The organism is Lysobacter sp. HA35 (genome assembly GCF_054061195.1).
Genome location: NZ_JBSSDY010000001.1, coordinates 973101 through 997277 on the forward strand (window position 1 = coordinate 973101; position 24177 = coordinate 997277).

A 24177-nucleotide genomic window follows, 5' to 3' on the forward strand; every position below is an offset into this window, starting at 1 on the left:
AAACGTAGGACGCACGCTTCGGCACGACTATTGGCTCTGGTGCCACATCGCATTGCCCGAAGGGGCATGGATTCGTCGTTGTGCGTAGCGCGGTGGACGCACGAGCGACGACGGGACAGCTTCAATGTTCACATCGGAGTTGGCGGACTCGGCCTGCTCGAGTTTCTTCGGGTATCGATGTTGCACCGTGGCGAGACACGGCTGCACCGTTCGAGGCATGCGCTCTTCGCGACTGCGAGACCGACGTCGTTCGGCGTGGAATGCCGCGCGCGGCGCAGCATTCGAGTTGAGAAAACGGATGGCTTGGCGCACGCATCGCGAGCGGCCAGCGACGCGATGTGTCGACGATCGCCGACGACCGTTCGCACGCATAGTCGCGGTAGGGCCCGCTGGGTGTACGCCGTCAGCGGAAGCGCGAGTCGATGGCCCCGCCGATTGCACCGCCGAGCAGTCCGCCGGCCGCGGTACCCACTGCGCCTCCGACCGCGGCGCCGATCGGGGCGCCCACGACCGCACCGACACCGCCGGCGGCAGCACCGATCGCGCCGCCGACCGCGCCTCCGGCGGCCGTGCCCGCTGCGCCGCCCACGGTTGCGCCTACCTGGGTTCCGACGGCACTGCCGGACGTCGGTGCTGGGGCCACAGTGGCGCCGGTAGCGTTCGGCGCGGCCGGTGCCTGTGTGTTCGGGCTCGCCGCGGGTGCTGGTGCCGGCGGAGTTGGAGCCGGCGGCGATTGAGCGGATGCGCCAGTCCCTGGTGTCGGCGGATGCGGTGTACCGCTCGGCGCAGTTGCGGTACCAGGCGCAACGGGCACGGTCGGAGACGCCGTCGAACCCGTCGCTGCGGGGGCAGACGTGGTGCCCGTTGGAACCGTTGTCGTCGTCGTGCCGGGTGCCGGCCGCGCAGGCGCCGCAGCCGCCGGTGCAGGCGCTGGTGTTGCCGTCGGCATCGCGATGGGCGTCGCAGCCCGCCGCGCATCTTCGGAAGCGCGTTGCGCCGCCAGGCGCGCCGTGCGCGCGGCAGCGGGGTCTTCGACGACGGCCGCCGCAGGATTGATCGTGCTGTTGCGGATGCGATCGGCCTGCGCCTGGTTCGCCATCTGGTTCAGCGGCAGGTAGTCGCTACGGAAATTGAGCTCGACCGACGAGTTGAGATCGAGGTCCGTATTTATTTCCTCGGTCGACTGCGAGCGTTGCGTCGACACGTAGCCGATCGTGTTTTCGATTTCCGCACTCGCGCCCCACGGACCCACGCCGAAACTGCCACCGCCCTTGATGCGGTTCCGGATGCTGGTCTGGCTGCCCTGGTCCTGGTTCGCCGCGCTGCGCGTATCGATGTGGAAGCGCATCGCGGCGTTGATCTTGCCGCTGTCCACGACGATGCGCTGCATGCCCATCATCACCATGGTCGCGAGCATCTGCTGTCGTTGCCGTGCAAGGTGTCGACGCGCGAGCGGAACCAGTTGCTCGGGGTTGCTGGCATCCAATGGATCACCTGGCTCCATCCCCAGCGTCGTACGGATGATGTCGGCGGACGGCATCGACGCACCGCTACGCAGTCGCAAACGCGCGTTCGCCACCTCGTCCGGATCCGGCGGCTCGCCCGGTTCGACGTCGGGTGCTTCGTATTCGATGGATTCCGGAAACTGGTCGGCGACCCATTGGCGCACGCGCATCAGGCCGAACTGCGTGCCTTCGAACCCTTCAGCCGACGCCGACACCGCATTGAGCAGGTTGACGTACTGCTGCATCTGCGCCTGGTTCGAATCGAGCATGGCGCGAAACACGCCATTGATGAGGTCGGTGACGAAGCGCGGGAACGACACGGCGTTGAGAACGCTCTGCGTCGTCTGCGCGATCCGATCGGCCGATGCACCAAAATCCGGTTGCGACTGTGCGCGTGCAAGCGGCGCAGGGTGCTTCGACGCGTCGACTGCCGCGCGCGCGTCGCCTTCCTCCTCGATCAACCGCGCCGCGAGCGCCGAAACCCGCACCATCGCATTGGCAAGCGACCGGCGATCACCATGCTCCAGCGCGTGGTAGCCCGGCGCCTGCTCGAGCACGTCACGGACTGCGCCGCGGATCCAGTGCGGCGGCGCTTCGTCAGTGCCCTCCGCGGAGGGCGGCGGCCGAGCGAGGCGTGGCGTGCGCAAGGCCGCGTCCATGGCGTGCTCAGGCGGCGATGGGCAGCGACGATGGCGTGCCGGACGCCGACTGCGCGGGCTGCAGCGGCCCCGCGTCGAGCCATCGCTGCGCGCTCATGATCAAGTCGGCATCCGAGGCAGAACGCGGATCCAGCGCGACGCTCGCGTTGTTGTAGTTGGCCGCCAACCACGTCAGCACCGCCTGGCCGGCGCGACCGCGCTCCGCGTGGTGCTGCACGTCGGTCGCGCTGCCGGGGTGTGGTGCCGTCGCGGCTGGATGCGGTGGCGATCAGCGCCCATAGCGACTGCGTGCCGAATGCGACCTGCAACATGCGATCGCGCAGGAAGCCGATCGCGACGTTGATGGTGTCGATGACGTCACGCACGGCGATGGATGCCATCGAATCCATGCGCTGTGCGATGAACTCGGCCATCGACGATGCGCACGATGCGAGGCCGACGTGCTCGCGCAGGTCTGGCCGCACGCCCGTGTCGTCGGCGTTGTCGGCCTGCGCGGTGATCGCGCGGCATAGCGCCGTCATCAGGCGGTCGAAATGCGGCTGCTCGATCACGCGATTGAAGACGGCTTGGCGTTCGCCTTCCTGCAGACGATCACGTCGGCCGCGCCAGAACGCATTGATCGACTGTGCGACGGGCCCGAGCGGTTGCGTAATAGCGCCGCTGGCGAAGAGACCGGCCACCAGCTCGGCGCAGCGCAGCAGGCCGGCGATTTCGAGTTCCGCGGCGAAGTAGAGCGGACCGGCCGCACGCAGCTGGGCGGCATCCATCGCATTCGGCGCGCCGGCGGGCAGGTCGATCGCACCGGGGTCGTCGGCCAGGGCGAGCGACAGCGCGTGTTCGTGGCGCTGCACCTGCGTGGTCGCCAGCGCGAGCGCGCGAAGCAGGGCGGCGTGCGCCGGTCGCCATGGCACGCGCACGTCGGGCGGAGGCGGGGCGAGGCGCATGGCGGATTCAGGCCGGCGCAGCGACGGTGCCGGCATTCGAGGCGGCGCGCGGCGGTGGAGCGTTCGGATCGACCGGCGTCGAGTTCCCTTGGATCGCCGCGATCATCGCCGGCGACGCGAGCTTCTCCATCGGGAAGTAGTCGCTCTTGAAGTTCACGCGCACCTCGCCGGTGAGCTTGGCTTTCATGTCCTGCTTCGATTCGGACGTCTCATCGACCGACGACGACACCGTGGTCATGTGCCGCTGCACGTTCTCGTTGACGGAACCTGCCGCGCCCCAGCCGAAGTGCACGCCGGCCGCGCTCTTATTGCGGTTGTAGCTCGACTGCGTGTCGGTGAGCCCGGCCTGCGCATCGCGCATCATTTCGTCGCTGGCGCGGAAGTCGAACACGACCTTCGCGTTGATCTGGCCGTCGGTGACGACGATGCGGTTGATGCCGAGGATCACCATCGACGACAGCAGCTGCTGTCGGCTGCGGGCCATCTGCAGGCGCGCGGCCTGCACGAAGCGCTGTTCCTGATCGGCGTCCGAGATGTCGTTGACCGGTTGCGCCAGGCCGAACTCCGCGCTCGCTGCCGCCATGATGGCTTCCATGCCGTCGGCGTCGGTGGGGGCCAGCATGCTCCCGGGGCCGTCGGGGTTCTTCTGCACGCGCAGCGCGTCAGGGAACTTGCCCGCCACGTACTCGCGCGCGTTGTCCATGCTGATGTTGTCCTGCGCGAACTCGTCGACCGACTGCGACACCGACTTCAACAGCTCGGCGTATGCGCGCATCTGCTGGATGGTGGCGTCGACGATCGCCTGGAACACGTTCTGGATGAGCCCGCCGACGAACTTCGGGAAGTCCACCGCTTCCATGAGCTTCTTGGCGTTGGCGCCGAGCTTGCTGGTGGACGCATCGACGAAGTCCGCGCCCGCCGCGGTCCCGATCTTGTCCGACGCCTTCTGCTTGGCCTGCTCGACCGCATCGGCGAGTGACCGCGCGGTCGGCGGCGAGTTCGGCACGGCCGGATCCGCGGCATGCGCGGGCGCGATGCGCAGCGGCTTGGGCTCACGGCGCAGCACACCACCGGTCGCGCTGAGTTCCTGACGTGCGAGATCGTCGGGATTCGCCATGTACGACGCCACCCGCACCATGTTGCGTGCGATCTCCTGTTGTTCGTTCGAGGGCAACGCACGGAAGCCGGGCGAGGACTGCAGCAGCTGACGCACGTGCGGACGAACCACGTCGAGCGTGGCATCGCCCAGCCATCCGGGTTCGCTGCTGGAAACGCGTGGCGCGGCGGCGTACATGGGAGGGCTCCGGTGCGGAATCAGGCGGCGGGTGCGGGCGCAGGCGCGACCGCGGGCGGCTGTGCGGACGCGCCCGGCGACGGCGGACGCCCGGCGAGCGTCTTGACCATCCCGGGCTGCGCGTTCATCTGGATCGCGGCGATCGACTCGGGATTGGCGAGCTTCTCGAGCGGCAGGTAGTCGCTCTTGAACTTCACCTTCATCGTCCCGGCCAGCGACGCCTTGGCCGTGAGCTGCGAGTCGCCCTGCGTCTGCGTCACCGACTGCATCGAAATCAGCGGCTGGCTGACGCTCTTGTAGTCGCCCTTCGTATAGAAGCTGGCATCGCGACGCTGTTCGACGATGCGACCATCCGGCATGCGCGTCATTGTCTGGCTCGGGCCGCTGCGCAGGATCGCGCCATTGGCGACCTGCTCGGTGGTGACCGTCGCATCGCCATAGTCGAACGACTGCGCGGTGTGCTGGAACTGGAAGTTGTCGCGCGCCTGGAAGTCGTACATCACCTTCGCGGTGAGTTCGCCGTCGGTGACAACGATGCGGTTGATGCCGAGCATCACCATCGTCGCAAGCAGTTGCTGGCGTCCGCTCGCGATCTGCGTGCGTGCAGCGGGAACAAGCAGTGCTTCGACGAGCTCGTCGTCGAGCCGGTCGATGGGCTTGTCGAGCGGCAGCGACTGGTTGATGCGCGTGACCGCCGCGGCTTCGTCGACGCCTTCGCGCACGACGACGCGCGGCTGCGGCGTCGCAGGCGCTTCGGCGAACGAACCCGAGCCGAACGAGAACGGATCGTCGCCGCCCGTCTGCAGCTGGAACACGTCAGGAAACGTCTGCACCAGGTGGTCCCGGCCCTGGTTCTGCGTGGTGTTTTCGTCCCGGAAATCGTTGAGGCTTTTCGAGACGTCGGCGACGAGCTTCGCGTAGGCCTCCATCTGCTCGATCGAGGTCTGCACGATTGAATGGAAGACGCCGTTGATCAGCCCGGCGCAGAAGTCGGGGAAGTTGACCTGTTGGAGTAGGGCGCCGGCCACCGACGCGCCTTCGCGCGCGGCCTGTGCGTCGAACTTCGGTGTTGCAGACGCGTCGGATGTGTCGCCTGCGAGTGCACGCACCTGTGCGTTGGGGCGCGCGACGTCGCCACGCGGCGCGACCATCTCCTCGCCGATCCGCACCATGCCCTGCGCGAGGTTGCGCTGCGCATCGGGCGAGAGCTTGCGGAAGGCGGGGCTGGCTTCCAGCAGGTTGCGCACCGCCTGACGCACCGGCGTGCGCGCGTCGGCGGCGGGCGCAGGCGGTGTGTAGGTGCGCGAGCCGGGTGGAAACAGCGGTGCGCGTGCGATGGACATGGCGGACTCCGGATGGATCGGCATGCGATGGAACGTCGCGGAGCGTGTCGGCGCGACACGCGATCCGTTGCAGCGCTACTGCAGGGCGCGGGCGTCTTCCAGCGCGTCGCGCATTTCGAACTCGATCGGCCGCACGTACAGGCTGATGCGCGCCGGCGAAATCGGATTGACGCGGATACTGAGCACGGAGAAATGACCTTCGTCGCCCGTGTCCATGCCGAACGCATCGAGCCAGCGCGTGAGCGCCGCGAGTTGGCGCGGTCGTTCGGACAGGCCGAGCTTGAGCAGGTCGAGGAAGCGCGAGGGCAGGTCGGGGATCGCGGCGAGCAGCACCTCGAGCTTGAGTTCGGCGCCATCCGGCGTTTCGCGTATGCCGACCAGCACGCCGCCCGGCGGCAGGTCGAAACGCCCGCCGAGCGCGACGCCGACGATGCGCATCAGGCTCGGCAACTGGTGACCGATGCCAAGGCGATTCATCAGCGGCCCGAGCGCCGATACGGCCATCGGTCCGCGATGCAGGAACGTCACCCGCTGGCTGCCGCTGTCGCGCTTGCAGCCGATGCTGGTGAAGATCGGCATCAGGTTCGGCATCTCGGTCATCACCTGGCGCGTCAGGTTCGATAGGCCGGGTGACAGGGCCTCGATCTGCGTGGGCAGCAGCTCGTAGTAGACCTTCGCGGCGTAGAGGCCATCCTCGTCGAACGCACTGCCGAACCACGCGCCGTAGTTCATCCACGACAGGCCACCGAATCCGCGCCATTCCTCACTGCGCGAATCGAACCACTTCAATGCGTCGCGGCCGAAGATCGGCGCGACCAGGCGACGCATCTCGCTGGTGGCTTCATCACGCCGTGCGATCGGCGACGCGTTCGGGCCGAGCGGCTCGATGGTGAAACGCAACTTGCCCGGCTCGCTCTCCGAGAACGAGGGCTCGTACGGCACGGCGCCCGGCGCGAGCGAGTTCTGTGCGTACGAGTAATCGTTGTCGGGCAGGTAGAACGTGCGCTCGATGAGGTTGTCGAGGTAGGGCAGCGGGTCGCGCGTGCCGAGGGCGCGCGCGGCCGACTGCAACGAACGCTGGACCAGATGCTTGACCGCCTGTGGTCCGGCCCGTTCGGGGAAGGTGGAGACATTCATGGCAGGGCTCCGGAGTCGGTCAGGTCACTGGTTCAAAGCGAGGGCAGGCTGATGCCGGCCTGGTCGAGCACGGCACGGGCCTCGGGCGGCAGGCCGTTGCCGTTGCTGATCGGACGGCTCGGGATCACCGGCGATTCCACCGACTGCGAGTACTGCTCGATGCTGGCTTCCTGCACGCCACTCACCGCCAGCCACTGCTCGCAGGCCTGCACGAGATCCCAGTCGTTGGGGTTGAGCATGGGCTGGTCGCTGCCGCTCATCTGCGGATTCGTCAGCGCGTTGACGCTGATGACTTCGCCGTAGCGGCCCGCCAGGCGGTCGCTGTGGTTCGCCAGCCAACGAATGACCACCGCGGCCGAACGCGCCTGCGTGCGGTGCTGGTGCGTGTTGCGCAGCCCGCCGAGGTAGTTCGCGTTGATCTGGTCGATGAACTGCCACATGTCGCGCGCACCGACGCATGCACGCAGCTCGGGATCGGACAGCACGTCCCGGAACTCGAGGATGGTCTGCTGCAGTTCGGCGGCCGCGAAACGCACGATGCCGAAGCTGTGCACGGACAGGTTGGCGGCGAGGTCGCGACCGGCCTTGCGCACCTGCTCCTGCGAAACCGCGACGGGCACGTTGGTGCGCAGCATCCGGTCCACCGAAAGCTGGCGTCCGAAGTTGGAGACCGCTGCGATAAACCGCAGCCACAGCTCCTTGAACTCCGGGTTGCCGGGCAGGGACGGATCGCCTTCGTTACGACCGAGCACCTGCCGGTAGAGATCCTGGCGCTCGTTCTGCGTCATCCGCTCGGACGACTTCTTGATGTAGGCATACAGGTAGTCGCCGGCCTTGCCGCGGCTGATCGGCAACAGCCCGGTGCGGAACAGGTCGACGCACTTCTCGACGACCTGGAACATGTTCATGTCCTCGCAGTGCGAGGCGAAGGTGATCGCCTGCGCGCCGAGCAGGTTTTCGCGCACCGCGACTTCGTCGGTGGTGTCGTCGAACTCCGGCAGCGAGATTTCGGCGGACGACAGCGGCGCGCCTTCGATGGCGCCCGACTGCATGTCGTAACCGTTCTGGATGCGACTGGTCAGCCACGGATCGTTCGCGGTGATGCCCGTCGCAACGAGACGACGCACCAGCGCCGCGACATTTCGCGCCGACAGCGCGCACACCATGTCGGTGCCGCTGGGGCGGAAGGCGACATCGGTGCTCACCGCATCGCGGCGTTCGTTCGGATCGCCACCGGGGCGCTCGCAGCCGACGATGTCGGCGTCGATCAGGCCCGCATCGATCTGCGACTGCAGCGTCACCTTGTACTGGTCGGACAGCTGACCGAAGGCGGCATCGAACAATGCGCGGTTGGCGCGGTACTCGCCTTGCGCGGTGCTGATCGCACGCACCAGTTCGCCCTTGCCGCGCGTCACTTCGACATGGTTGTCGAGCTGCAGGATGCCGGCGATGCCCGCGAGTTCGCGTTCGCCTTCCTTCAGCGGCTTGAGCAGATTGGCCGGCACGCGCTGGCTGCCGAGCAGACCGTACTCGTGCACGAAGTCGTTGCCGTCCGACAACTGGCGCCACGGCGTCTGGGTGATGGTTTCAGCCACCACCTGGTAGAACGGATCGGCGGTGATGTCGCTTGCGAGGGCCTTCTTGATCGCCTCGTAGTCGCGCTGCTGCGCGGTGGTGAGGCCATCGAGACTCTTGTTGGACAGGATGGATTCGAGTTTCAGCTTGCGTCCGCGCAATTCCTCACGGGTCTTGTGCTCGCGCTCGCCGAGATCGACCAGCAGGATGCGGTTCATGGCGGTTCTCTCTTCGTGGTGAGTGGAGGTGTTGTGGGTGGAGCTGGACGCGGCGGCGGCCGCGGGTGGTGCGGTCGCCGCGGTATTGCGCGCCGACTTCTTGGCTGCAGCCTTCGCCACACGCGGCTTCGCGCGTGCGTTGGCACTTGATGTCTTCGACCCTCGTGTGGTACGCGTCGCGCCGTTCTTCCGATTTCGGTTCGTTGCCATTGCAATCTCCTCGGACGTCAGGCCGCGGCAGGTACGGGGGAAGACTCATAGGTCGCGTCGTCGCTGTCGGCGTCGCGAAGCTGCAGGTCGATGTCGTCATCCAACGCGTGCAACGCGGCCGCGGCGTCGACCACGCCATGGCCGCAGCCGGTGACGCCGGCACGTGCAAAAGGTCGCGCGCTCGCGATCAGAAGGCGCTTGCAGTCCTCGCCCGAGAGCGGCCATGCGCGTCGCTGCGCGCGCGACGCCATCAATGCGCAGACGGCTGCAACGAAGGGCGCCGCGAAACTCGTGCCGGTCGCGTGCTGGTAACCGTCGAGGCCGCAGGTGACGATGTCGCGGCCGGGCGCGCACAACGCGACGTGCGCGCCGCGCGTGGTGAACGAGGTCGGCTTCATCGCGGGATCGACGGCGCCTACGGCGATGACACCTTCGTGCGCGGCGGGATGGAAGCGCTCGTCCAGCCCGGAATTACCGCTCGCGGCGACCAGGATCACGCCGCGCGCGAGCGCATAGCGGATCACTTCCTCGTGCGGACGCGGCGCATCGCCGCCGAGCAGCGAGTCCGGCGTGCCGAAGCTCATGTTGATGACCTTCACGCCGAGGTCGATCAGGCGCTTCATGCCGGCGTCGATGTTGTCGAGTGCACCGACACCGAAGCGCTTGCCGTCCGGACCGACCGCCGCACCGAGCACGCGAACCGGCGTGAGCCCGCACACGCCCGCGCCACCGGACGGCATGCTCGCACCGCGTGCAGCGATGATTCCCGCGCAGCCCGAGCCATGGCCGACGTCGTCGTCGGGACGCTGGCCGCGATGGCGGAAGTCGCCAACGAGTGTCAGGCCGCCGACCGAATCGGGATCGAGGTCGACGCTATCGAAGCCGGCGCGTACGCGCGCATCCAATTCGGCGTGATGCAGGGCGACGCCGGTGTCGGCGAGGCCCACGACGATGGCGGGATCGCCGGGTTCCAGGCGTAGCGCCTGCGGCAGGCGGATTGCGTCCTGCGCCCATGACGTTTCGGCCGCGCGGCGCGCATCGCGACCGAGCGCAGGCGCATCGAACGGTGCGTGGCAAAGGTGGTCGGCGCTGACGCGTTCGACCATTGGCAGTTCGGCGAGCGCGCCCAACAGCGCTTGCATGCGGCCGGCATCGCGCACTTCGACGCGAAGCACACGCGCGACGCCGCTGAGCTGCTCGGCATCGTCGAAGCGACGCGCGCCCACGACATTGCGCTCGGCGCGGCGAACGCGCGCGCTGTGCAGTCGCGCCACGCGCATCGCGCCGCCGTGGTGGAGCAGGATGCGGTCGATGACGCCGCCGTCGACGTAGTCCGCCTGCGGCGTGCCGTAGCCGTGCACTGCGCGCAAGCCCGGCACGTGCTCGGGCATCTCGCCGAGTCTCAGAGTGAGCAGCAGGCGGCGCGGCACGACGTTCATCGCGCGGCCTCCCAGCGGCCGAGCTGGCCTTCGGACAGGTGCACGCGCGCGGACTCGCCATCGCCGAAATCGACTTCGGCTTCGCAGCCCAGCTGCATCGCCATCGGCGCGAGCACGATTTCGCCATCGCGCGCGGCCACGACCGGTACCGCCATGCCTGCGGCGCGCACCAGCGGAAGGCGCGCAGCGCGCAGGCCTGGCGCCGTGAGATGGATGCGATCGCCCTGGTCGTTGCGCTCGACGCGCGTCACGCGTGGCGCCGCCGCGCTCATGATGGCCTGCTGCAGGCGATTGACCGGCATGCGCGACAGCCGCGCGATGACATCGGTGCCTGCGCTGGCTTTGAGTTCGTTGAGTTGCGTGATGGTGCGAACGCCGATGCGTTCGAGGCGCCGCTGGTCGTCGTCGCTGATGCGGTCGCCCAGCGCTTCCTTGAGGCTGAACTTCGGATCCTCGGCTTTGAAGTCGATCGCGTTCTCTTCGACCATCGCCTTGGTGATGGTCGTGAGCGCGAGCTTGATCGTGCTGGCTTCCGCTTCGCCGGGGCCGGCGGGGCGTACGTAAACGTCGTCATCGACCATCTGCACGAACGCGCGCAGATCGATCGAGACGTCCTTCACCGCGAACGTCAGCGGCATGCGGCCGACGCGCGCCTTGATCGCCATCGACGCCTGCGCCTTGTCGAGCTGCTCGGTCAGCGCCTGGATGAACAGGTCGAAGGGCACGCCCGAGTCCTGCACCAGCGTAGGAATCTGCGCGCTCATGAGGCGCTGCCTCCGTGCTGCTCATTAGCGCGATGTGTTTCGGCTGCACCTTCCGCGCTCCAGCCGATGACGAGCCTCGACGCCGTCGGCAACCAGCCATCGAGAGCGCGCTGGCGCGGTACATCGGCGAGCAGCACGCAGCCGCCGTCACGGAAGATGGGCCGTAGTTCGAGCGGAAGCGTCATGTCGACGTTCGAAAGGCGCACGCCGCCTTTCACTTCGATGGCGGTCAGGCCGTCGTGCAGTTCGTCGAGCAGCTGGTGGAGTTCGCGGAGCATCAGGCGACGCCTCCGGTGGGCGGCGGCGCGGGTATCGGCGTCGCGGCAGGCACGGCCGGTGCCGCGGCGCGCAGCGCAGGCGCATGTCGCTGCACGGCCGCGGCTTTCGCGGGCTCGACGAGCTTGTCGAGCGGCATGGTTTCGCTGACGAAGTTGAGCTTCACCTCGCCGAACAGGTCGGCGCGCACGCTGGATTCGTTCTGCGCGTTGACGGCCAGCGTCGACACCATCGTCGAGCTCTGGCCGGAATAGCTCGCCGCGCCACGCTCGCCCCAGTTGTTGACCGACTTCGGGTCGCTGCTCGTCGCGTACTGCACGCCGGCGGCATCGCGCGCCGCGGCGCGGAACATGACCTTCGCGCTGATGCTGCCGTCGCGCACGGCAACGCGGTTGAGGCCCATCAGCACCATGGTCGACAGCAGCTGGTGGCGCTCGGAGCCGATGTTGGCTCGCACCTGCGGCACCACGCGTTCTTCGAGTAGTTCGGTGGTCAGTTCTTCGCCTTCGACGCCGTAGTCGGCCAGCCACGCGGGCGTGATGCCTTCGGCGCGCGGCGCGACCTGCGGTTCGGTGCGGTCGGCGCCGTCGGGCAGAAGCAGCGCGACATCGCCGGGATAGCGCGTCGCGAGCCAATCGCGCGCCTGGTTTGGCGTGACGTTCGCTTCGGTGAACTCTTCGACCGTCTTCGCGCACGCGCTGACGAGTTCCGAATAGCTCTCCATCTGTCGGATCGATGCATCGACGATCGCGTCGAACGTGCCATGCACCAGTTGCGCGACGAAGCCCGGGAAGTCGATTTCGTCGACCATCGCACCAGCACGTCGCGCGATCGTCTCGGTGGCCTGCGGCTTCGGGGTCGTCGTGGTGGTTGCCGGTGCGTCCGCAGCCGCCATCGCGTACGACGGCGCGATGCGGCCGTACGCATCACGCGTCATACCCGGCGGGAAGATCCCGCCGCGGGTTGGCGTTCCGTTGAGGGGAGGGCGCGCGGACATGGAGGCGTCTCAGGCCGCGAGGCTGGTGTCGGTCCAGCGGTTGCTGCGCTCGTACCGGCCGTTGCCGAGCAGGCGCAGATCGATGCGTGCACACGGCGCGCCCTGGGCGAGTCCGCTGAAGCGCACGTCGATGCCGACGCGCAATGCGGCGACGCCGTCGGCGTCCGGTGCGTCATCGATGCGTGCGACCACGTCGACGCCATACCCGAGCTGCGCAGGCGCGCCAGCGCTGATCACCACGTTGCCGATCGAGCCATCCGCCTCGCTGCGGAAGCGCACGGTGAGCGGCAGCGGCGCCGACTGGCCTTCCAGCGCCGGCCATTCGCCGAGGTCGATCACCACATCGGTGGGCTGCAGCGACGACACGGCCGAGACCGGGCTCTGCGGCGCCTTGCGCCCGTCGAGCTGGTCGAGCGCCCAGCGGCTCGCACCTGCGTTCCCGCGCACCACGCTCATGCGTGTGCCGGCGACCCGGGTCGGCTCGATCGGTTGCGCTCCGTCATCCGACAGCGAGCGACCGAGCGGGGCGGCGGCAAGGCGATACGTCCTGCCTGCGCCGAGCGATTGCGCCTGTGCGGCGGCGGCGGGCAGATGCAGCACGCGCCAGTTGCCGTAATCCGGCTCCGCCATGTTGCCGAAGTCGGCGGCGAACGAGTCGAATGACATCCAGCCTTCGAAGCCACGGTTGGGCGGGTTGAACGCAACTGGATCGTTGTCGAACGCGGTGGTCGTGTCCCAGGGATTGAGGACATACAGCTCGGTGGCGGCCGGATCGTTGAGGTCGCCACGGATGCCCGACACCACGACCGCGTGCGGCGCACCGACGATCACCACCCATAGCGGGCCGAAGTCGCGCAGCCACTGCGCCCATTGCGTCGGCGTGTGATACAGGCTGGCATTCGACGGTTGCTCGATCACGCGGAAGCCGTAGTGATCGCGCACGCGCTCGAGCTGGTCCCAGCCGTACGACGTCGCAAGCGAACCGCCGGCTTCATGCACGAAGGCTTCGGGGTCGAACGATGCGTCGCTTCGGAACGACTTCAGCATCGCCATCGATGCCGCCCAGCAGGCGTTCTTGTCGGGCTGCGGCACCAGCGTGACGCGATGCTCCACCGTGTCGGCCGACATCGCACGCGAGCCGCGGCACGCGAACGTCGTCGCGCGCCCTTCGATCCAATCGATCTTGGTCGGCGTGATGAAGCAGGCGCGGTTCACGCTCGCGCCGCCGGTGCTCGCGTTGATCGGTCCGCGCGTGACGTGCACGCCGCAGACGAATGCTTCCAGGCCGCCACCTTCGTCGCGCACGGTGTACACCGGCGAACCACTCGCACCCGCGATGGCGAGGATGTCGTAGTCGATCGTGTCGGGCGTCGCCTGGCCCTGCGCGTGTCCGCCGTGCAGGTGCTGCTTGTCCGAATCGGTCACGTCGCGGAGCTCGGGATGCAGGTTGGACGAACCCGAGTAGCCGCACACCGCCAGCGGCATGTTCATGGAGGGCGTGGCGTTGAGGAACTTGAAGTACGCGCCGTTGGGCGCAGAGATCGGCACATTGTCGATCACCGCGAGGTCGTGGTCCCAATCGCCGCTGCCGGTGTAGTTCGGTGCCAACCGCCACTGGGAACTGGTCATCGTGCCTTCGCCGAACGGCGTCGAGCCGACGCCGTTGTGACCAGGAATGATCCGCACCGACGCTTTCTGGTAAAGGTTGTGCGCGCACGTGAGGATCCGGTTGGGGCCGATGTAGAAGCCCGTGCCGGTGAACACGTCGCCATTCGGCTTGGTCATCTCGAGATAGCAGATGGCCGAATGCGGGAATGCGGACGTGTTCTCGACGCCGACGTACCACTCCTCGCGCTGCTGGCTGAACGCGTCGTTCGTGCATTGCAGTGCGGATGCGGGGTTGGACGGGTCGTAATAGGGCGTGATCAGTTCCTGTGCACGCACCGGCGAGGACGACACACCGCGCGCACGCGGCGGTGGTTTCGAACCGAGCGACTGCGCGATGGTGTCGAGGCCGACGCCGAGGAAGCGGAGTTCGTCCTGCCAGCCGCGCAACGCATGCGCGGCATGTTCTTCGATCAACGACTCGAGCGAGGATTGCAGCGGGAAGTTCGTGTACTGCGCGTTCGGATAGCGGGACAGGATCAGGCCGCGCAGCAGCGACGATGCAAGGTCGCGATACGCGTGGCGGATCGTCGACATCGCCGCGTTGAGATCGGTCTGCGGCCGGTCGAAGTCCGGCGTCGCGGCCTGGACCACGGCCTGGACCACGAGCTGGACGATCGTTACCGCCTCGCCGAGCCCCGGCGCCAGGCTGAGCATCGTGCCGGTGGCGCCGATCATCGCGTTCATCTCGTCCCATTGCTGGCGATGCGCGGCGATGCGCTCGGCGACGTCCGTGTGCGCCATCTGCGTTGCGGCATCGATCCACGCGAGGAACGTGCCGATGCGGCGGCTGATCATCGGAAGCGCGGTCGGAACGGTGAAGTCGCGCGACGGCGCGGGCACCTGGTTCGCGTCCGTGAAGAGCTGCGCATACGGCGTCGGCGGCATGCGATCGGCGACGAGGTCGAGCACCTGCATCGCCACCGCGGTCGCCAGCGAGAGCAGGTCACGCTGCAGCAGCATCCGATCGGTGGGGTCCTGCAGGTCGCGACCCATCCGGTCGAGGATGTCGTGGCGGGTGCGTGCACGTGCGCGCGAGTCCGCGTTCTCAGAACTACTGTATTGCGTCGGATCCGGCGCGGGCGCGCCAGTGGCACCGTCGGCAAGACGCTGGTTGTATTCGCTGGTGAACGCCTGGATGTACTGGCCCGGATCCGCAAGCCCGGACGGCCAGCTGAATTGCGCAGGGTCGACGGAGTACGCACGAACAGCTGCGCGGCCGCGCAGCCCTTGCGACGTCGCCGGCACGGCGCCGGTGGAGCTGTTCTGCGCCAGCGCCTGCGCCGCCAGCTGCACGCACTGCATGTACGTGTCCCAATCCCAATAGGACGACGGACAATCGTGCTGGTCGGCGGGCGTGGCTTCGCTATGGCCGACGATGTGTTCGCGGTCCAGCGGAATGCCGTACTGCGACGCGAGCCACGCAACGAGATGGGCGGAGGCTTCGTACTGCTCCATCGTCGGCGGCAGGTCGCGGCGGTTGAGACGATACGGCTTGTTCGCGTTGTGCTCGATGCCGATGCTGCGGCTGTTCGCGCTGGATGCGTGATACGCCGTGTCGGCATTGCGCACCATCTGGACCACTTCGCCATCGCGGCCGACGATGTAATGCGCGCTGCTCGGGCCGGCCTGCACGCCGGTGTTCGGGTCGCGGCGTTCGCCGTCCTGGAACCAGCTGATGGTGCCGTTGATGTTCGGCCCGCCGGCGGTGATGTGGATGACGATGCGATCGATCACGGCACCGCGGCGACGCCCCGTATGGAAGTTGCGCGCATGTGCGGGTGCGAAGCGGCTCGCTCCCGGGTAGTCCGGCGTGGGCGCGCTGAGCGTACGGGTGCGTCCGCGCAGCGACTGCGCTTCGGCGAACTCCGCTTCGACCGGCTCGGATTCGTGGCTGTACGTATCGACGTCATCGAAGCTGGCGTCGTCATTCGATGCCGAGTCGTCCGACAACGCACGCGCGCCGAGCGAGAACGTGAGTGCCTGACTCCATGCCGCAGCCTGCTGGCGGATCCATGCGAGCTTGGCGGGCGTGACGCGACAGCCGAGGTTCGTGGTGTCGCTCGCACCGGCCACGTGCACGCCGACCATGTGCATGCGCGGTGCGTCGCCGTTCTCGATGTAGTACACCGGCGAGCCGCTCGTGCCACCGAGCGACTGCAGGTCGTAGTCGAAGGTTTCGTCGGTCGGCAGCGAGCGGATGTAGCCACCGTGCAGGTGCTGCTTGTCGGCATCGATGGTCGCGTTGACGACGCTGTCGATGATGCCCTGCGGATCGGAATACGCGGCGTAGCCGGAGACCACGACGCCTTCCGGCCGCGACTGCGTCAGCTCCTCGACCAGGTCGAAATAGTTCGACGACGCGTTCGCCGCCGGAACGCGGATCAACGCCATGTCGAAGTCGCGGCTGGAGGACACGTACGACGGATGCTTGACCATGTCCGCGGCGGATACGCGGAAGCGCCCGAAGGGTTCGTTGGCACCCGCGCCGCCCGCACCGTTCTTGCCCGGCACGATGATCAGCTCGCTTTGCCCGTCGACCACGTGTGCGGCAGTAAGCAGCAGATTGGGCGCGATGAAGAACGCGGTGCCGTGCTGCGTACCGTCGGCGCTGCCGTCGGCCCGACGCGCCTGGCAGATCGCGCTGTGGGGCATCACGGTCGTGTTCTCGACGCCCGCCCACCACTGCACGCTGGCCGCGAAGAAGCCGATCTGCGTGCGCAGTGCGTCCATCCAGTCGCTGGGGTTGTAGTAGCTGGAGACGACGCGCATTGCGCGCGCGGCGGGCATTCCGCCGGTGCGCGTGGGTTGCGAGCGATGAGTCGGCATCGGGCCGAAGCCGTCGTCGTAATCCGCGCCTTGCATGCCGCCGTAAGGCGACGCTCCGCCACGTGTATAGCTTTGCCCGCTGCCGTTGGTGCGAATGCCTTGCGAGGTTGCGGTTGGCGCGGCCGTCGCTGCAGGTGTCGCCGGCGTCGACGGAGGCATCGGCGCCGGCGGGGCTGGCGCTGTCGATGCAGTGGCAGGCGGTGATGACGCCGCCGCGGATCCCGGCGCCTGACGCCAGAGTTCATCGGAGTACCCGTCGCTGTAGGGCGTGGGCGACGCGGGCGCTGCCGTGCTGGCGTTCGGTGTCTGCGTCGGCGTGGCAGATGGCGCATCCGGAAGGGCATCACCGCCCCAGGCCGGTGCCGCCGCGGGTGCGCCGTAGTTCGTCCCATTGCCGTTGCTGTTACGCGCGCCGCGACGGAAGCCGCGCTCGGTCAGCCCGCGCAGGCTCACATACATGTGACCGCTGTCGGGGCGACGCACGGTGATCGGCTTGTTGCGATCCTTGTCGGCATACGTCGCGACACCGAAATACAGGCGCGGCTGGCCGACGAAACGCGCGACCACCGCGGGCGGAACGAGATACACGGCATCGGTGCGCGGACGCGCGCCCTGCAGCGGCGTCGCGTAGAAATTGCCCGCCGTGCGGCGCGTGCGATTCTCGGGTTTGAACAGATCCGGGTCGGTCGCCAGCCCGATTTCATAGAGCGGCTGGTCGGCGTTCACGGTGAACCCGAGCACGCTGAAGCGATCGTCGATCGATTCGCGATTGGCACGGATGCGGGTCATGACGAACTCCTGGCTTGCAACGCGACAGGGGAGGGCGAGGCTGCTTCACGGGTGGGCGTGCCATCCGCCGATGGAATGGGAATGGCGACAGTGGCCTGCGGCGGGTCGTCGAGCGCGGACGAGATGCGCTCCCAGAAGCGCTGCTGCGCGTCGATGCCGATGCCTTCCAGATGCGGGCGGACGAAATCCAGCACCGCATCCAGGTTGCGGAAGAACGCGCGCTGCCCGCTCTGGATGTGCTCCACCGAACCGCGCCATTCGGTTACCGAGGCGTCGCCATCGCCGCGCTCGCACCAGACGCGAACGATGAATACGGCGGTGCGGTCTTCGAGGAGGGCCATCGCGGAGCTCCGGGAGCGTGTCGAGCCGACGCTGCGCCGCCCGCGTCACCGATGGATCACCGCTGGATCACGCGTGGATCACGCGATGGCGGGGGCGCGTGATGTGCGGTGTCGGCCGTCCACGGTCGATTGCGGCAGGCAGGTGCTGTCGGCGGTTGAGGCTGGTTCGTGCACCGGTGTTATGGAGTCGTACGCGCAACTGACGACGGCCACCCGGAGCACGGTGACCGCTCGCCATCTGCGGATGTGCGCGCAACGCAACGCCCCGCGCCGATGACGCGGCATTCGATGCGCTTGAAGGCGCCCTCAGTTCAGCAGGCGCAGGCTCAGCTGCAACTGCGCATCGGCAGCTGCCAGGTGCGCACGCGCACCGTGCAAAAGATCGCGCGGTTCCGTGCCCGCAACGTTGCCGGGCATCGCGTCGATCACGAACGGCGCCGCGATCGTTCGCGGCATCACACCGTCGCCGCGTCGTCGGTCGCCAATCATTGGAGCCTCGTCCGGCGTGTGCAGTCCGACCGCGCTGTCCGCGATGCGCCGATATAGCGCCTGCGTTTCGCGCATCGGCTGGATCGCCAGCTCACGACGCAACAGGTCACGGCAATGCTCGAACTGGCGCAGGGCCAGGGCACGCTGGCCGCTGGCGACCAGCAGCTGCATCAGGTCGCGGTGCACGTCCTCGCGCAGCGGGTCGTGATCCAGGATGCGTTGCGCATGCGTGATGCCGTCCAGGTAGTTACGACGGATCGTCGCGATCTGCATCAGCCGGTAGAGCGCGTTGAGGAAGTTGCGGCGATAACGCTCGCGTGCGCGCAGCGCCCAATCGTCCGACAGCTCGATCAGCAGGTCGGCCTTGTAGAGATGCACACCGTGCTCGAGCGCTTCGACGTCGTCGTCAGTGAGACGCTCGACGGAACGCGCCAAGCGCGGTTCGACGAGCCGATCGAACTCGGCGACGTCGAGCCACACATCAGCCTGCGGGCACAACGCGATGCCACCACGCCGATCGGTCGTGATGAGTCCCGCGTGGGCGAGGGGAGGGGTCTCGAGCAGGCGACGTAGGCGCCATAACGCCGTATTGAACGAGCCCGTGCTGCCGCTTGTGCCGGGATCCGGCCAGAGACTGGCAAGCAGTTCTGAACGGCTGAAGCTGCGCCCGTGTCCCAGCGCGAGGTACGCGAGAAGGCTGGCGCTACGGCCGGCGACCGCCACGTCAGCAGCGCTATCCGGGCCCGTAGCCAGCGCCATCGAGCCGAACAGTGAGATACGCAGCATCGGCCGGCCCTCTGCCATCACCGGCATCCTGCCGGCGCGGTCGGCACCCCCGGGCGCCTGTCGTACGCGCGATGACGCACCCGATCACGGCGCGATGCAACCGCTCGCGTCGGCAAGCACTCCTGACCCGGCGACCAGCCGCAACCATTGCCCGCGTGCACCGACGAGCGGACAGCGGCGCTGCACCGCGTGGCGACAGAATCACTGGCAAGGCAGTTGCGCGTTCCCCCTCGCGTTCACGGTCGAGCTTCCGACTGCGATCGCTCCACGCGTCATCCCGCGAGCACGCCATGACCTCGTTGTCCCAGCGTATCCGCCGCGCACGCACTGCCGCCGCGCTCTCGCAGAGCACGCTCGCCACGCGCATCGGCATCAAGCGCAGCGCCGTCACCCAGTGGGAGCATCCGCAGGGCACGCACCCCAGCGTCCAACACCTGATCCGCATCGCGCTCGAGACCGGTACGAGTTTCGAATGGCTTGCGACGGGTCGCGGCTCCAGCGAACTCGATGCGCTCGATACGACGCCTGCACTGATGGTCGACGATTACGCCGGCGACGAGTTCGAAGCGCAGGCGCTCGGTCATTTGCGACGCATGCCGCCCGCGAAGAAGCGCATGGCGGTGGCGATTCTGGAGACGATGGGGCGCTGAGTAAGCGTGTCAGTTCGCCACCGGATCGGCCCAGCAATTGTTCGGCGGCTTACTAGTTCGGCTGCCGCCGCGACGCGAACCGTCGCCACGCATACATCGGCATGCCGGCCACGATCAGCACGCCGCCCCAGGCGAGTGCTTCCTTACCGATGCCGCTCAACGCATACAGCGCGTAGAGCAGTGCGAGCGCAGCGACCACCCGACCCGGACGACCACGTTGTCGCAGCCATGCAGCACTGCTGATGACATACGGCAGCAACGTCGCCGCCGTCGACAACAGGATCGAGAACGTGAACACCTGCACGAGCGAATGGCTGTAGTTCGACATCACCAGCACGCTCGACAGCGCCGACCCGATCAGCAGGCCGGCGACCGGCGTGCCGCGCTTGTCGCATCGCTCGAACAGGGCAGGGAACACGCCGTCGCGGGCAGAGGCAAGCGATACCTGCCCGCAGACCAGCACCCAGCCGTTGAGCGCGCCGAAGCACGAGACCGCCATCACCCCGGCGAGCACGCGTCCTGCCGTCGGTCCCCACAGCAGGCGTGCGGTGTCGGCCATCGGCGCGGACGAGTGCGCCAGCTGCGCGGTGGGCAGCAGCGCGACAACGGTTGTGCACGCCAGCACCGTCGCGATTCCCGCCAGCAGCGTGCCGATCAGCGTCGCCCGTGGCACCGTGCGCTCCGCATCGTCGACAGCGCCTGCCGGGACGGTCGCGGCTTCGAGACCAAGCAGCGCCCACAGCGTCAACGCGACAGTCGATTGCGCGACCGAGGGCAGCGACTGACCGGTCGGATTGAACGTGAGCGATGACGTATCGACCGCCCACACCGCGATGCCGCCGAACAGCAGCAGCGGCAGAAGCTTCAGCACCGTGGTGACCACCTGCATCCGCCCGGCTTCTCGAACGCCTGCAAGGTTGACCAGCGTGCACGCCCACAACGCGAACAACGCACACGCCGCGCTGCGTGCGGGCGTTGCGGTCGCCGCCCGGCACCAGCGCACCGAGGCTGCCGGCGAACGCGACTGCGATCGCCGCATTCGCGCACCACACCGAAATCCAGTAACTCCAAGCAACCGTAAATCCGACCAGGTCGCCGAACGCGTTGCGCGCGTAGATGTATGGCCCACCGCTTTGCGGCCACTGCGCCGACAGCCGCGCGAATGTGGACGCGAGCAGCAACGCGCCGCACAACGTGACGGCCCAGCCGACGAGGCTTGCGAGGCCGAACGGCGCCAGCGCCGATGGCAGTAGGAATGCACCCGAGCCGATCATGCTGCCGACAACCAGCGCGGTCGCGGACCACAAGCCGAGCGGACGGGCGTTACTCACGCGACGACCGGTACGCTCCGCGCAACAGCTCCTGAAAGTGATGCACGGCGTTCTCGCGCAGTGGATTCAGTCGCCCCGGCACATACGAGCCGGACGCGAGCCCGCGTTGCACGTCTTCGCAGATCGTCAGGTCTTCGAGCTGCACTTCGTCGCTGAACACGAGATCAGCCTCGCGCCGTGATTTGCCCTGGTCGCTGTCGTCCATCGCGTAATAGAAATCGAACTCGACGCGGCAGCGGTCGACGCCACGCGGCACGACGCGATTCGTCTGCAGACGCCCCGGAAGGATGTTGAGCATGGTGTTCGGCCACATCCAGTAGTACAGCGCGTCGCCATCCCCATACAGCGCATCGCCACTTTCAAGCGGGCTCCACTGGTACGAATACCACTCGGCCGTTTCCGTGATGTAGCTGCGGTAGTCCAGCAACCGATTCAGTCCCGGATGGATGTGCGGGACGTGGTAGCCCTCGAGATAGTTGTCGACGTAGACCTTCCAGTTGCATCCGACGTCATAGCTCACTCGCCGATGGTGACCGTAGCGCTCGAGCCCGCGCGTCGGGCCGAGGCGCTCGTTGATGCCCGCCACGAATGCGTCGAAGTCCGGTGCGTGCGCCTCATCAACCGCAGCGAGTACGAGCCCGTTCCACACACGCACCGCGAGCTGTGGAAGATGCACATCCGACACTTCGAAATCCTGCACGCCGCCCATCTCCGGCGCCGAACGCAGCACGCCATCGAGCCCGTACGTCCAGCCGTGATACCGGCAGCGCAGCGACTTGGCGGCCAAGCCATCGCATGTGGCGATCGGGCCCGCACGATGCCGGCAGACGTTATGGAATACGCGAACGTCCCCATCCGCGCCGCGCACCGCGATCACCGGCAATCCAGCGAAATCCGCGACGACGTGATCGCCTGCATCGCGCAACTGGCAGACGTGCGCGATCAGTTGCCACGTGCGGTCGAACACGAGCGCGCGGTCGACTGCCGGCATGTCGGCGCCGACATAGAACCGCGCGGGCAGGGCGGTGGCATGGCTCAACGGTTGCGGGTCGAGCAGGGGGGGCGTGGTCATGCGCCGAGTATGGCTTCGAAGATCGACGTTGGCTTGCGCTGGGGCGGGAGAGCGGCGCCGCTGGTCGACGGTCGAGCGGTGTGTCCTGGTCAAGCTGATCGGCGTGGCCGGCGGTGCTGGCGGACGCTGACCTTCCGCGCGAGGTTCGATGGCCAGCCTGCTTTCCGCCACGCGGCATGGGCCGGCCATCGACCGGTCGATGCGTCTTCCGTATGCCCATGCGGGCAAAGATGACCGGCGGCTCGTCGCGCTGCCTGGTCGACGCTAGGCTCGGTTCCACTTCCTGATGGAAATCGCTGCGAGCTGCGCAACAGGATGTCGGCGCACTGGCCGGCGAGCGACCAACCGAGAGTTGTTCCGTCAGCGCCGAGGTGAGCCGTGAAAATCATGGAGCTGAAGTCCGACAGCGAGATACTCAGCGCGCGCGACGTGATGCGCCAATTGCGAACAGCGATCGCGCACGAAGACTACCTGTCGACCGTGCGACGGATGATGGACGGCGGCTATCGTCAGGCAGCTCTGTTTGATGGCGATCAGGTACGCGCAGTTGTCGGGTTCCGCGTCTTCGAAATGCTTTACACCGGGCGGCTGCTTTACGTGGACGATCTATCGACGGACGAGCGCGTTCGCTCCAAGGGGTTCGGCCACGCGCTGCTCGACTGGGTGAAGGCTGAGGCCCGCGCGACGGGCTGTAAGGAACTGCATCTGGACTCCGGCGTGCAGCGCGCGGCTGCGCACCGCTTCTACTTCCGTGAAGCCATGACGGTTAACTGCTTCCACTTCCGCGTGGACGTTTGAGCGGCACGGGTGCGCGCGAGGCGAGGGCGGTGTGTCGAAACGCCGGCTGGAGGCTCGCTTGAAAGCGTTGGTTAGCTTTGTGTGCGTACCTCAGGAACCTATGTCCCCCCACCGTTAGGCTCCAAGTCCGCCCTTGACGCAAAGCGCGCATCCACGACGAGGCCACACACCAGCTCAACCTCGCGCAGCCGCTACTCCTTCAACTTCTCGGCCTCATCCGGCTCGTCGCCGGGCTTGTAGCGCGGCTTGGGCTGCGGCAGCAGGAAGAGGGCGACGCACAGCAGCGCGACGGCCACTCCGATGCGTGGCACCACAATCGCAACCGGAACCGCGGCAATCTGGATCAGCGTCGCAATGCCATAGCGACGCGTCATCTGCCGCAGGAAATCCGGCGCCAGTCGTTCATCCATTACGCGGCGGCCTGGCATTCCGTAGAACCACTTCGCCATCCAGGTGCAGGCGGTCGCTGCGAGACCAGCGACCAGAGTCACCGACGCGACCGGCTCGAAGCGCGTGCCGAGGTGGAAGCACCAGACGCGAACCGGATAAGGAATGACGACGACCGCCAGCAGGAAGAGCAGGTTGATCACGCTGAACCAGTGATCGCTCTTCGAGTAGATGCGCCCCGAGTAATGGTGCTGCACCCAGTACGCTCCGATCACGATGTAGCAGAGGGCAAGCGCAAGAAATTCGCGCCACTGCTCCGCCATGGCAGACACCAGATCGCTGTAACTGTGCGGGCCATCTGGAGACCCGGGAACCTTGATCTCGACGATCAGCAGCGTCAGCGCAATAGCGAAAACGGCGTCGCTGAATCCCTCGAAGCGGTTCAGCCCACGCTCGGCACCGTGCGTTCGCGCCTCGGTGTGTCGGTCAATCTCATTGCGTAGCGCCATGTGAGCGGTATCTCCATGCACGAGCGAATCTTCGCGGCGCAATGGTCGCTAAGGTAGCGACGCAACAAATCGCCAGCGGCGCATGGAATGGTTGCAGAACAATGTTCGGCACGCGCAGAGCATTGATTACCCGCGCTCACGTTCAGGCGATCTGACACCTGAGTTAAGCG

Annotated in this window: 18 protein-coding genes and 1 pseudogene; 2 read left to right on the top strand and 17 right to left on the bottom strand. The window is 67.3% G+C overall.

Annotated features, from left to right (window positions below; all coding sequences use genetic code 11):
* Window positions 1-403 precede the first annotated feature (403 nt).
* The 13 genes from ACVWZN_RS04840 to ACVWZN_RS04900 form a co-directional block, all read right to left on the bottom strand.
* Window positions 404-2062, bottom strand: a complete 1659-nt coding sequence (locus ACVWZN_RS04840) for a hypothetical protein (RefSeq protein ID WP_456952834.1) — start codon at window positions 2060-2062, stop codon at window positions 404-406.
* Window positions 1963-3108, bottom strand: a complete 1146-nt coding sequence (locus tag ACVWZN_RS04845; RefSeq protein WP_456952835.1) for a hypothetical protein — start codon at window positions 3106-3108, stop codon at window positions 1963-1965. The genes ACVWZN_RS04840 and ACVWZN_RS04845 overlap by 100 nt, the downstream gene beginning before the upstream one ends.
* A 7-nt stretch (window positions 3109-3115) precedes the next feature.
* The gene (locus ACVWZN_RS04850) at window positions 3116-4402 is read right to left on the bottom strand and encodes a hypothetical protein (RefSeq protein WP_456952836.1); all 1287 of its coding nucleotides are present in this window, start codon (window positions 4400-4402) and stop codon (window positions 3116-3118) included.
* Between the two features lie 20 nt (window positions 4403-4422).
* Window positions 4423-5745 carry a hypothetical protein gene (locus tag ACVWZN_RS04855; protein ID WP_456952837.1) on the bottom strand — a complete coding sequence of 441 codons (1323 nt, stop codon included), beginning with the start codon at window positions 5743-5745 and terminating at the stop codon, window positions 4423-4425.
* Window positions 5746-5820: 75 nt separating this feature from the next.
* On the bottom strand, window positions 5821-6882 hold the full coding sequence (locus ACVWZN_RS04860; RefSeq protein WP_456952838.1) for a hypothetical protein: 1062 nt from the start codon (window positions 6880-6882) through the stop codon (window positions 5821-5823).
* Window positions 6883-6914: 32 nt separating this feature from the next.
* Window positions 6915-8675: a hypothetical protein gene (locus tag ACVWZN_RS04865; protein ID WP_456952839.1), complete on the bottom strand. Its 1761-nt coding sequence runs from the start codon at window positions 8673-8675 to the stop codon at window positions 6915-6917.
* A gap of 227 nt (window positions 8676-8902) precedes the next feature.
* Complete coding sequence (locus ACVWZN_RS04870; RefSeq protein ID WP_456952840.1) at window positions 8903-10324, bottom strand: S8 family peptidase; 1422 nt, start codon at window positions 10322-10324, stop codon at window positions 8903-8905.
* A complete protein-coding gene (locus ACVWZN_RS04875) occupies window positions 10321-11088 on the bottom strand; it encodes a hypothetical protein (protein WP_456952841.1) in 768 nt (255 codons plus the stop codon). Before ACVWZN_RS04875 ends, ACVWZN_RS04870 begins: the two co-directional genes overlap by 4 nt.
* Window positions 11085-11366: a hypothetical protein gene (locus ACVWZN_RS04880; RefSeq protein ID WP_456952842.1), complete on the bottom strand. Its 282-nt coding sequence runs from the start codon at window positions 11364-11366 to the stop codon at window positions 11085-11087. The genes ACVWZN_RS04875 and ACVWZN_RS04880 overlap by 4 nt, the downstream gene beginning before the upstream one ends.
* Window positions 11366-12361 carry a hypothetical protein gene (locus ACVWZN_RS04885; RefSeq protein ID WP_456952843.1) on the bottom strand — a complete coding sequence of 332 codons (996 nt, stop codon included), beginning with the start codon at window positions 12359-12361 and terminating at the stop codon, window positions 11366-11368. The genes ACVWZN_RS04880 and ACVWZN_RS04885 overlap by 1 nt, the downstream gene beginning before the upstream one ends.
* A gap of 9 nt (window positions 12362-12370) precedes the next feature.
* Window positions 12371-17644 (bottom strand): N-acetylmuramoyl-L-alanine amidase, encoded by a 5274-nt coding sequence (locus tag ACVWZN_RS04890; RefSeq protein ID WP_456952844.1) that lies wholly within the window; start codon window positions 17642-17644, stop codon window positions 12371-12373.
* The gene (locus ACVWZN_RS04895; RefSeq protein ID WP_456952845.1) at window positions 17641-17985 is read right to left on the bottom strand and encodes a hypothetical protein; all 345 of its coding nucleotides are present in this window, start codon (window positions 17983-17985) and stop codon (window positions 17641-17643) included. Before ACVWZN_RS04895 ends, ACVWZN_RS04890 begins: the two co-directional genes overlap by 4 nt.
* Before the next feature lie 306 nt (window positions 17986-18291).
* Entirely contained in the window at window positions 18292-19278 is a 987-nt protein-coding gene (locus tag ACVWZN_RS04900) for an AfsR/SARP family transcriptional regulator (protein WP_456952846.1), read from the bottom strand.
* Between the two features lie 272 nt (window positions 19279-19550).
* Here ACVWZN_RS04900 and ACVWZN_RS04905 point away from each other — a divergent pair, with 272 nt between their 5' ends.
* Window positions 19551-19910 (top strand): helix-turn-helix domain-containing protein, encoded by a 360-nt coding sequence (locus ACVWZN_RS04905; RefSeq protein ID WP_456952847.1) that lies wholly within the window; start codon window positions 19551-19553, stop codon window positions 19908-19910.
* 52 nt (window positions 19911-19962) lie between these two features.
* Here the strand turns inward: ACVWZN_RS04905 and ACVWZN_RS04910 are convergent, their stop codons facing one another.
* From ACVWZN_RS04910 to ACVWZN_RS04920, 3 genes and pseudogenes are all read right to left on the bottom strand, one after another.
* Window positions 19963-20949, bottom strand: a complete 987-nt coding sequence (locus ACVWZN_RS04910; protein WP_456952848.1) for an amino acid permease — start codon at window positions 20947-20949, stop codon at window positions 19963-19965.
* A pseudogene (locus tag ACVWZN_RS04915) lies at window positions 20906-21184 on the bottom strand (amino acid permease); the annotation flags it as partial. The gene ACVWZN_RS04910 and the pseudogene ACVWZN_RS04915, both read right to left, overlap by 44 nt.
* Before the next feature lie 49 nt (window positions 21185-21233).
* A complete protein-coding gene (locus ACVWZN_RS04920) occupies window positions 21234-22313 on the bottom strand; it encodes an aromatic ring-hydroxylating oxygenase subunit alpha (protein ID WP_456952849.1) in 1080 nt (359 codons plus the stop codon).
* Window positions 22314-22700: 387 nt separating this feature from the next.
* Here ACVWZN_RS04920 and ACVWZN_RS04925 point away from each other — a divergent pair, with 387 nt between their 5' ends.
* On the top strand, window positions 22701-23111 hold the full coding sequence (locus ACVWZN_RS04925; protein WP_456954715.1) for a GNAT family N-acetyltransferase: 411 nt from the start codon (window positions 22701-22703) through the stop codon (window positions 23109-23111).
* A gap of 191 nt (window positions 23112-23302) precedes the next feature.
* Here the strand turns inward: ACVWZN_RS04925 and ACVWZN_RS04930 are convergent, their stop codons facing one another.
* Window positions 23303-24007 (bottom strand): TMEM175 family protein, encoded by a 705-nt coding sequence (locus ACVWZN_RS04930; RefSeq protein ID WP_456952850.1) that lies wholly within the window; start codon window positions 24005-24007, stop codon window positions 23303-23305.
* Window positions 24008-24177: the final 170 nt, after the last annotated feature.